Raw genomic sequence first — 10,293 nt, 5'->3', positions numbered from 1 at the left:
GCCGGAGAAAAAATTTCCCGCCATTTCAGCAAAAACCAACGGAACACTCTTTGGCGCCCGAGGTTCGATGAGCTGAAAGCATCGTGACTGCATGGACGCTTCCGCCAGCCCATCGACAGCCTCTATGGCACGATCCACGATGCCATCTCCACTACGATCCTGGTTTGACCGGATGATGCTCGCGGCCGCAGGTTCCTCGACGATTGGATCGCGAGCCATCTGCCGTTTCCAGAACCGGCTCCCCCCATGGCTGCCAGCGACCTTGCGGACCAGCCGCCGGTGATGCCGGTACCAAGCCTGACGAGGGCAATGAAGAAGTCAGGAGCGTATCGGAAGTAATGTTCAAACGATGCATACAGCAACGACGCCTCACCGGCTTGACCGGTTTCTTGGCTCGCGCCTTTAGGTGGGCTGTGGGTCAAGTGGATTGCTAATACGAGGCTCAAGGACCTTTATCGTTATGCTTGTCTCTGCCGGCTGCGCCACATTCTATTGGTGGTGGAGAGACTGCTATGCCCTTCAGGGCGGGCTAGCGATGGAGCGCCTTCGAAGGTGAAAGCAATTCCCGCGTCCTCAAACGCCTGACGCATGGCCGCGATCTTGTGGGGACGCGGATTTCGAATACCGTTCTCAAAATCTCTGATCGTCATTTCGCTAACGCTCGCTTTTGCGGCAAGCCGTACTCGCGGCCAGTTCAGCAGGGCGCGTGCTGCTCTCGATTGAGCTGGTGAAAGTTGGGTTCGGCTGTCCATAGGATTTGAACATTCGATACGTCTAAAATGTTCCTTCGATCTATCGACGATCGAAAGATCGAGCAATTCCCGCGCGGGGGACGGTCGTCACGAGCGATGTCTCAGCGATGCATGCGTCAGGCAATAGGCCGGCACTGGGACGAGGGGGGCAAGCAGTGGGCGCCTGAAGCGAGCGCTGAGGGTTGGCGGGCGTCCGCCCGCTATCGCAACCAACCCTGTTGCGGCTCGTTGACCTATGCTGGTTGGTCCCAGCACACTCCAGAACCTGCCCGCCACCACTTCGCGGTGGCCGGCTTTTTGTTAATCAGCGGAACCTGATATGCCACGGCAGGTTGGAAGAGCGGCAGCGTCCCCCGCTGCCGGTCGAGGTCCCCAAGCCTCGCCCGGGTCCGCCTCTACCCGCAAGTGGGGGCGGACCCACTAAATATGTTGCGGATCCAGGCAACCTGGTTTGTTGCTGTTGACGGGCCTTCGCGCTGGCGCTGCTACACACCTCATTGCAAGCACTCTACCGTGTCTGGGCCCGACCAAAGCCCGACATGGAATCGCAAAGGTCTGACCTATGAAACAAGGAAGCCTTTTCCACATTTGGAATGTGACCGTCGATCATCGTCCCTTCATCGTCGGTTGGTTGATTACCCGCCACGGCTCGCTTGGCGTGGCGGGTACTCATTCATGGAGAGTGTATGCAGCCTGGTGAGATCATCGCGAACGTGTTTGCAGCGGGGTTGGTCAGTGTCCTGGTAGCAGTCGTTTTCCTGATTTTCGGGAACCCGCTCTGGCCTGAACGACACGTCCGGATGGTCATCATCCCGCCTGTCCATCGAATGACAACCACCGCTATCAAAAATGCCTGGCCAGACCTGCCGGACAAAATTGATTTGAACGTTTCGCGCCCGAGGCCGGCCACCGGTGAGCGGATCTGAAGCGTCCTTCGAAACGCACTGACTTGGAGCGCTATGGCGCGCGCCCTGTGCTAGGGTGGCCGGTCAGTTTTCCGGTCTAGACTGAAGTGCATTGTGGATATGTGTTGCTGCGGTGGCGGCATGGCCAAACGCAACGGCAATTTGATTGAGGCCCTCAGCCACGTCTCCAATGGCATAGAGACCCGCAGTCGACGTTTCGAGGTGTCGGCTGACCAGAACATATCCTTGCGCGTCACACTCTGCACCGAGTGCGGCGGCGAGTTCAGAGCGCACATCAGACCCCATTGCGGGGTACACCACATCCAATTCCCGCATTGGCGCACCGTCGGCCATGACAACGCCGAACCCGGTTGCCCGAGCAACAAGATCCTCGACGGTGTCCCAGATTTCGATGCCGCCTGCCGAGGCCATGCCGCGGGCGGCATCGGAAATATCCTCCGGATAGTTGGCGAGCAAGGTAACCTGACCGCTGTACTCCTTCAAAAACAGGGCTTCCTTGAGCGCCAGATGCTCTGGGCCGACGACGCCGATGCGCTTGCCCACGGCCTCATAGGCGTCGCAGACCGGACACAGTCGGACAGTGCCGGCCGCGACGGCCTCCTCCAGCCCTTCTATTGCCGGGGCCTTGTCCACGATCCCGGTTGCAAGAACCACGCGCCTTGCTCGGATGGTCCCGAAGGTGGTCGTCAGCACAAAGGTCCCGTCGCGCTTCTTGGCGCCCGCTACACGACCGTCCACTACGCTTGCACCGTATCTCTGTGCCTGGGCTTTGAGACGGCCGAGCAACTCTGACCCGCCTACGCCCTCCGGGAAGCCAGGACAGTTATGCGATTTTGGAATGAGCTTGGCTCGTGCGTCGCCGGCGTCGACCACGATCACCGAATGCAGGAATCTGGCCAGATACATGCCTGCCGCAAGTCCTGCGGGGCCGCCGCCGACAATAGCCACGTCGAATTCATGACCGCGGGAAGAAATTGGCATTTCGCCCAACATTGCAAACAGGATCTTGTTCCCTGCTTTGGCAGAGGGGATGAGCAGGCGACGGTCAGGCCTCCAAACGTGATTTACGCGGCAACTCGTCGAGGTCCCTTTCACCGGGCGATGGCGCGCGCCTCGATCTGATTTGCGCAGTCTTCGCCATCAAGCGATTCCAGCTTCTGCAAATCAGGCTTCAATTCGAGGTGCCCGAAAATGCCGACATGGCATTTCACAGGCCAACTTGCCTTAGACCTGCGACCGTGCGCATTTCCCAAGCCCACGCGATTCGAATCGGATCGACCTGCCGGGAAAACCCACCTGATAGCCCCGTCCTTCCGATCCGGAGGGCGCAATGCCGATCGTCTGAAGGGCCGCTCAAATTTACTGACCCAGTCGAGGTGCAGACTATCATAGTTGATTGTTGCTGCCGGTGACCTCGCGTAATCAAAGGCTCACGAGGCTTTCCAACAGAGGACGGTATGTTGTATCCAGGTCGATTTTTGGAACCGAGCGATATTGTGATGCTTGCCCGTGTTTGTGCGACGGTCTGCGAACAGCGCGGCGTACCTGTTGCTTCGCGGGCCGGAGAACGGACAGCTGCGCACGTACTCAGGCTGTTTCTGAACGGCTTGACTGGGGAGAATGAGCTGATCGATGCTGAGAAGAACTGGGCTCGCGGGAGTGATCTGGCTTTCGAGGGGGCTCCTGTCAGCTACGAAAACAAAAGAGAGGCCGCGTGATTCAAGCTTCCTGAGAATCGAATGTAGCCAAGAAAACTGCTCGCCCACGGGTCAGGCACCAGAGGCACCCTCCCTGCATATCGGGGGCGTTGCTGTGGCACTTCAGGTGAGAAAAAGATCTCCGCACGCCGCCCGATCCGTGGTGTCCGGGCGATTTTCCAGGGGGACTCGACATGAGGCAAGCGCATGCTTTTTGATCCCGGCTCGGGCCTTCCTGGTTTGGGGCTGAAGCGTCGGATTGGTCGGGGCACATCGATGTCTGTCAAAGTCCGAAGACCGCTTCGTAAAATCCGTTTCTAAACGCTGCCGATCCGCTCCTGGCCAAACGCCGCCGGACCGCTTTGGCGCAGCAATGAGCGAAGCAACAAAAGGGGCGGTTTGGCCGTTCTCATTAGTCGCACTGGCGGGCCGGGGCATTCGAAGACATGACTACGCCGCAAATTTTGTCATTTGCCGTAACCTTCGTGATGATGGCAGCGTTCGTGTGGGGTCGCTATCGATATGATCTGGTCGCGGCTGTGGCACTGTTGCTTGCTGTCACGGTTGGCATTGTGCCTTTTGACGAAGCCTTCAGCGGGTTCAGCGACGATATCGTGGTTATTGTCGGCAGTGCTCTGCTGGTGAGCGCAGGGATAGCACGCTCGGGAATCATGGAGGCAGCGATCAAGCGCTTTGCTCCGAAATTATCGGGAGTTCGGTCGCAACTGGCGCTGCTGGTGATCGTGGTCACGATCCTCTCTGCCTTTGTAAAGAATATCGGGGCGCTCGCTATCATGATTCCGATCGCCTTCCAGTTCGCGCGCCGGTCTAACATTTCACCCTCGATATTCCTGATGCCCATGGCATTCGGGTCACTGCTCGGCGGACTAATGACGCAGGTGGGAACATCACCCAACATCGTAGTGTCCCGAGTGCGAGAGGAGCTGATCGGAACCGCCTTCACAATGTTCGACTTCACACCTGTTGGAGCTGCCATAGCCGCTGCCGGAACGATCTTCCTGCTGTTTTTCTATTGGTTGTTGCCGGTGCGCGAAAAGCATGGCGGGTCACTGAATGAAGCCCTCGACATCAAGAATTACCTTACAGAGGCTCGAATTGTCGCCGACTCCACGGTGCTCGGGAAAACCGTCGCAGACCTCATGAAGCTCGCCGGGGGCGATGCAATCGTGACGTCGATCCTGCGCAATCGCACGATGCGGATGACGCCACTGCCCGACGTGGTCCTCAAGGTGGATGACATCCTGTTGCTCGAGGGCGACCCAGAAGCGCTGGATCGCCTTGTCTCCCAGGGCAGGCTCAGCGTGACCGGGGATAGGGGCGGTGGTGACGACACCACCAACGAAATGGTCGCTATCGAAGCCGTAATCGGTGAAAGCTCCTCTTTGATCGGCTGGACCGCCCAGCGCCTTGCCCTTTACGATCGCTTCAATGTCAACCTCCTGGCCGTCAGCCGTCGTGGGGAGCGCCTCGACCGCAGGCTGGCCGCAGTCGAGCTGAGGCTCGGGGACGTTGTCGTCTTGCGGGGCAGTGCAGCGAGAATGCCCGAGATACTTCGTGAACTCGGCTGCTTACCGCTGGCAGAAAGGGCTATCCTTCTTGGCAGCGTCCGCAAGGGTATCGTGCCGGTAGTGGTCCTTGCTCTCGCCATGGTGGCGACGGCGTTTGGGCTGCTGCCAGTCTCCGTCGCTTTTTTCGCGGCCGCGGTCGCGATTGTGCTTTTCAAGGTCATTCCGCTCCGCGATGTTTACCAATCGCTCGATGGGCCTATCCTCGTCATGCTCGCCGTTCTCATTCCAGTGAGCGATTCACTACGCAGTACAGGAGCTACGGGAGTAGTTGCCGGCGAGCTTGCCAGACTGGGGACCCTCCTTCCGGCGTCCGGCGCACTGACGCTCATCCTTGTCGCCGCCATGGCCGTTACGCCATTCCTCAACAATGCCGCCACCGTCCTTGTCATGGCGCCTATCGCCGCCGAATTTGCTAGTGATCTGGGCTACAGGCCCGAACCGTTCTTGATGGCTGTCGCCATTGGCGCCGGCTGTGATTTTCTCACCCCGATCGGACACCAGTGCAACACGCTTGTCATGGGGCCGGGTGGCTACCGCTTCAGCGACTATCCGCGTCTGGGACTGCCCCTGTCTTTCCTCGTAGTCATTGTTGCTGTGCCGATGCTTATGATCGTCTGGCCAATGAACTGACATCCGATATTCGGATGTCTTCTTGGAAATCCCACACGACACCACATTCGTGAATGAGGTCGCCGCGCAAGCCTGACGCGGGCTGGCCAACCTGCGGTCAGTGTCGCCAGCAGTTCCCCTCTCGTCCCGCCCGCGGCAACAGAAACTGTGTTCCGGCCGCTCTATCGGGGCAAAGGGAAAGCCAGCAAACGAACCTTAGGCCATGGACTATACACCGCAGCGAGATTGTCAGGGGCTTGGCGGAGTATTGACGTCGTTTCTCACCTAGGAAAAGCCGGTTCACCTTCGTGATGACGACAGGCCGATAACTCTTTCTTCGAGAATACGAGGCCCTTTCGGGCTGCGATCAGCATCACAAGTCGTGTGTTGCTCAGCGGCAGGGCCCTGGTGAACTGCAAGTCGTCGCGACGACCATTCGATCTTGGTGCTACCTGAGATACCAGCGTTGCACATCGCGCAGGAAGGACGAGGGCGGCTGTTAGCCGCCCAGTCATTTCATCTCACACGTTGCGACGACCTCTGGCGCTTTCCAGGTCATCACCTGTGTAGACTTCATCCGTTGGATCGAAGCCGGTCCAACCGCCTGCTTCGTATTCGGTTCGCCGATGGGCTATGTCGACGGAATTATATTGCTTCAGTATCTGTTCCGCGTCGGGGACAAGGTCGTCTTCGACCCTGGCTATAACCATTGTTCCCCCGCGCCGAACGCCTTCGGCATAAACATGTGCGTCGCTTTCCGGCACACCGGACTCTGTCATCGCGCCGATGATGCCGCCAGCTGCGCCACCGACCACGGCACCGCCGACAGCGCCGACCGCAGTCGCCGCCAGCCAGCCCGCGGCAACCACGGGGCCGAGACCAGGTATGGCCATCAGGCCAAGGCCGGTGAGCAGGCCGCCGGCCCCGCCGACTACGGCGCCGACACCAGCCCCTGCTGCCGCATCCTCGCCAGCCTCCGACGCTTCGCCCGTAAGCCGGCCGCCCGAATTACCCGCCACGATGCTAATATCGTCGTGCGGAACGCCCGTGGCTTCAAGCTCGCCCACAGCGTCGCTTGCTTGATCATAATTGTCGAAGAGGCCTGTTACGGTTTTCATCTGATTTGTCCTTGGTTGGTGATCAATTCTTGCCGGCAACGACGTTGCCTTGAAAGTCGAGGGCGATGGGTGCTGCTTTGCCGTCCTTGCTCGCCGTTCCACGCCAGATGCCCTTGTCATCCTTCGTCAGGGCGGAGACGTCCGAGTAGCCCGCCTTCTCGATGGCGTTCTTGGCCTGGTCCTCGGTGAAGCTGTTGGCGCCAGGCACCGGTGCCACAGAATTTGTGGCGTCCGCATCGGACGCGGCTGGCGCGGAACTGTCGGGGGCAGGAGCGGCAGCCGCGACCTTGCCAACCATCTCCTGATGCATCTTGAGTGTCGGCAACGTCTCGCTTGCAAACGACTTGAGAGCGGAATTGTCGCCTTCCTTGGCGTAGCTTTCAAACATGCTTACAGCATCGGCATGCGCCGTCTTCTGCATGTCGGCATAGGTTGCATCGACTGGCGCCGCAGCTGACTGCAACTTGTCGACGTCGTTCTTGTGGGCAGCGTCGAGGTCGGCGGGCACCTGCAATTTCTGTTCGCCGGCAATACTCTCGAGTTTGGCGTTCGCAGCACCGTGGTCGGAGATCATCTTCTGCGCGAAATCCTTAAGGGTCGGATCCTGGAGCTTGCTTTGAGCGACCTTGCTGGACTGCACTTCGAACATCCCGCCGATCGCGGCCTTCGTGACGAAGTCCTGGGCCGTCTCTGCTGACAAGGCAGGCAGTACAGCGGTCATTGCGGTCGCGATCGACAGCGATGCCATGCGTAGTTTGGTTCTCATGCTTAGGTTCCTTGTTGAGGAGGACGATGAACTCCAATCTCCCGGCGCCATCTTTGTTCCGGGCCTTGATAAATGTCGGATATTTTCGGGGCGCCATTCCCGCCGTCACGAGCTGGGCGGAGTGACACCGATCCCAGATTGTCCAGGAACCCCAGACCGATCGAAGAGTTGCCATTGCTCGCAGAGGGGACCTGATGGCGGAAAAAATCCAACGGTGAGTTTGGTATGCTTGCCGGCAAAGAGCCTGAAGCAGACGGGACGGCCGACCAGAAGATCACCACACGGCGGAAAGACGTCGGTAGCGCCACAGATTGCGCTTACCCAGGCATCCCGGCGGCGTCAGCAGGTCGACATGCGTGACCTTCGCCAAGTAAATTGCCGGCCAAGGCTCGTTTCTGAGGGTTAGCTTATGAAAGCCCGCCGCCCCATTTGCGAAGCGGCGGGCTTCATCCGCCCCAACTTGTCAATGCAACTTTGATGCCAAACCTTTTTGGCTCTTGATAGGACAGTGGCCCCTCCGACAGCGATCAAACAGACATCCAAAATGCCAGCAGCAGGGCGCATAAGGACGAGACGAGGGCAGCGGTGGCAAAAAACACGCCCTGCCAATCTGGCGGTGGCTCGGATATCAACTTGTCGGGGGGCGGCTGATTGTCATTCATGAAAGCAATTTGCGACGCCAAGTGTAGTTCCCCCTGATCCTTCAGGTTGTCGGCGGAAATGCTCGTCGCCTACCGAAGACCAAAAAAACTCAAAATCGCCAAGACGACGACCACCGCACCAACGAGCCAAATGAGATTGTTCATGATCTCTCTCCTGTTGCTTTCGAAAGTTCGCGCCTGGCAGCCCCGACTGTTCGGGACGCTTCTTCTTCGAGTTTTACAAGCTTCTCCCTGATCTCGTCCGGCTCGGCATGCTCCAATCCGACAACGTCGTTCCTGGTTTCGTTCAGTGAAACGATGATCTCGTCGAGTTTTGCGTGAATGGCGGCGGTATCGCGATAGCCTTGTAAAAGGACAACACCGGTGATCACGATGGCGGCAACCGACAGGGCATAGGTGACCGCATTTGTCAGTCCAAAAGGCACCAGGGCGGTGCACAAAACCATTGCCACGAGCATGACATAGAAGCCTGGCGGCCGAGATAGGAAGTCGGAGGCTGCGAAAAGGAACCGATTCATATGCTGGCCAAGGTCATCAAGGCGACCAGTGCGGTAATCGCCACACAAACAGGCACCGCCGCCAGCAGGCCTGCCTCTAAGATCCGACTCTCCTTGTCGCGCAACATCAGGTCACCTACTGCAGGTTAAAGATACGGGTTCGGCGTCGGAAGGGACGTTTGCCCGCCGATCCACCACATGCCAGCCAAGAACGAGTGCCATCACGAGAAAGGGAACAGCCGCGAATAACCAGCGTGCTTGGTCCACACTTTATACATCTGCATTCTTCCAAATTCGAGAGACAACAGCCGCGGAAGCCAAGCGTTCCAGCCGCTGCCGCTGACAGGACCAATGCGGTTTCCAGAACCAGACTTAGGTCCCAAGGGGACTAGACCTAAGTACCTAGGGCGGAACGTTTAGGGCGGCTCCATGTTCAACTTGCCGGGCGGCGCGGGACGATGATCGTGTTGCGCCCGTCCCTACAGGAGTGCAGATATGAACATGCTTCTAAAGAACACCGCAGCAGCGATGTTGCTATTGGCTGGGATCGGCTCAGCCGCCGCGGACGACATCATCATCCAGCCGGAACAGGACACCGTCATCCGCGAATATGTGAAGAAGCAGCCCCTGGCGTCGGTCAAGCTCCCCGGCGTGGAACTGAATGTCGGGACAGCCCTGCCGGAAACGGTTGAGATCCATGAGGTCCCCAACGTCAAATATCGCTACGTTGTGGTCGACAACCGCACGGTGCTGGTGGACCCGGGCACCCGAAAAATCATCAAGGTTTACGACTGAACGAACCATCCAACCCCGCCGCCATCGCCTGGCGGCGGGGTCGAAGCTTACAAATCTCCACAATCCGGTGACGAGCCTTGAAGTCGCGACATCGCAACCTTCCAAAGGTCCGGGCTTTATGGATGATGGTCGCGGCCAGGCAGAGTTTTCCGCTCAACAAGCCAGTCCAGGAGCTCAAGGACTTTCAGGGCAAGATCTGTGCACGAGTAATACGCTTTATGGCGCTCCTGCCTCCGGGTGACCAGACCAGATTCTCGCATCATGCCGAGATGCTGGGAGAGTGCTGAGTTGCTAAGCCCCAGTCGCGGCGCCAGATCAGAAACGGATATTTCTCCGTCAGCAAGAATCATTAGAGCGAGAAGGCGCTTTTCATTAGCCATGGCAGCGAGCAGCTCGGCGGATGGCGCATGAATGCTGGGCTTTTCGGGATTCATGATGTTGCCCTCGCTCACGCGTCTTGCGCCGGCCGAAATGTAAAGAAGCGGCCTCCCTTCACGGCAGCGGCGGGCGCCCCAGTAAGGATGTGCCGGGATCGTCGCGTGCCCCGGCGCGCCAGATCTATTAGCGTGGTGTATGTTCCATCAGAAGGGCGTCGCTGTCTCACGGCCAGCCTCGGCGGCTAAGCGCCTTAGCGCCTTAGCTCCTGGATCGGCCTTTCTTCGAAGCCTGGGGACCCTTGGCTTCGGCAGCAAGGCGTTGTTCTCGAAGTCGCGCAGTTTTCAAATAACGCGCCTCTCTCTCGGCCGCGTTAGCAACTTTTGCCTCGCGGTCTGCGCGCTCCAATCGGTCTTTGTCGACGCTTCGCTGGGACACTTTTGCCTCCTACCAGAAGACCGTTGAATTTACTGTTCGCTAAATTGTTCCCGTCAATCGGCGACTGCC

Annotated in this window: 9 protein-coding genes; 2 read left to right on the top strand and 7 right to left on the bottom strand. The window is 58.6% G+C overall.

What is annotated here, in order from left to right:
* From EOC83_RS33080 to EOC83_RS31260, 3 genes are all read right to left on the bottom strand, one after another.
* Nucleotides 1-219 (bottom strand): hypothetical protein (locus tag EOC83_RS33080; protein ID WP_206516561.1); only part of this gene is annotated, 219 nt, incomplete at its 3' end.
* Nucleotides 220-458: 239 nt separating this feature from the next.
* The gene (locus EOC83_RS31270; RefSeq protein ID WP_032808422.1) at nucleotides 459-752 is read right to left on the bottom strand and encodes a helix-turn-helix transcriptional regulator; all 294 of its coding nucleotides are present in this window, start codon (nucleotides 750-752) and stop codon (nucleotides 459-461) included.
* Between the two features lie 989 nt (nucleotides 753-1,741).
* Nucleotides 1,742-2,671, bottom strand: coding sequence for an NAD(P)/FAD-dependent oxidoreductase (locus tag EOC83_RS31260; RefSeq protein ID WP_244514439.1), 930 nt, complete (start codon nucleotides 2,669-2,671; stop codon nucleotides 1,742-1,744).
* Between the two features lie 1,150 nt (nucleotides 2,672-3,821).
* Here EOC83_RS31260 and EOC83_RS31250 point away from each other — a divergent pair.
* Nucleotides 3,822-5,594, top strand: coding sequence for an SLC13 family permease (locus EOC83_RS31250; RefSeq protein ID WP_063170793.1), 1,773 nt, complete (start codon nucleotides 3,822-3,824; stop codon nucleotides 5,592-5,594).
* A gap of 500 nt (nucleotides 5,595-6,094) precedes the next feature.
* Here the strand turns inward: EOC83_RS31250 and EOC83_RS31245 are convergent, their stop codons facing one another.
* The 3 genes from EOC83_RS31245 to EOC83_RS31235 form a co-directional block, all read right to left on the bottom strand.
* The gene (locus tag EOC83_RS31245; RefSeq protein WP_013525101.1) at nucleotides 6,095-6,691 is read right to left on the bottom strand and encodes a hypothetical protein; all 597 of its coding nucleotides are present in this window, start codon (nucleotides 6,689-6,691) and stop codon (nucleotides 6,095-6,097) included.
* A gap of 22 nt (nucleotides 6,692-6,713) precedes the next feature.
* Nucleotides 6,714-7,457 carry a DUF4142 domain-containing protein gene (locus tag EOC83_RS31240; protein ID WP_063170792.1) on the bottom strand — a complete coding sequence of 248 codons (744 nt, stop codon included), beginning with the start codon at nucleotides 7,455-7,457 and terminating at the stop codon, nucleotides 6,714-6,716.
* A gap of 802 nt (nucleotides 7,458-8,259) precedes the next feature.
* Complete coding sequence (locus EOC83_RS31235) at nucleotides 8,260-8,637, bottom strand: low affinity iron permease family protein (protein WP_063170791.1); 378 nt, start codon at nucleotides 8,635-8,637, stop codon at nucleotides 8,260-8,262.
* Nucleotides 8,638-9,111: 474 nt separating this feature from the next.
* Between EOC83_RS31235 and EOC83_RS31225 the strand changes: the two genes are divergently transcribed.
* Entirely contained in the window at nucleotides 9,112-9,411 is a 300-nt protein-coding gene (locus EOC83_RS31225) for a DUF1236 domain-containing protein (RefSeq protein WP_013525105.1), read from the top strand.
* A 116-nt stretch (nucleotides 9,412-9,527) separates the two neighbouring features.
* On the opposite strand, the gene EOC83_RS31220 is transcribed toward EOC83_RS31225, so the two are convergent.
* On the bottom strand, nucleotides 9,528-9,863 hold the full coding sequence (locus tag EOC83_RS31220) for a metalloregulator ArsR/SmtB family transcription factor (RefSeq protein WP_245441379.1): 336 nt from the start codon (nucleotides 9,861-9,863) through the stop codon (nucleotides 9,528-9,530).
* Between the last annotated feature and the right edge of the window lie 430 nt (nucleotides 9,864-10,293).

It is taken from the genome of Mesorhizobium sp. Primo-A (assembly GCF_003997175.1).
Classification (GTDB): domain Bacteria; phylum Pseudomonadota; class Alphaproteobacteria; order Rhizobiales; family Rhizobiaceae; genus Mesorhizobium; species Mesorhizobium ciceri.
The sequence above is the reverse complement of the archived record's forward strand: the minus strand, read 5'-3'. Positions and strand labels throughout refer to the sequence as shown.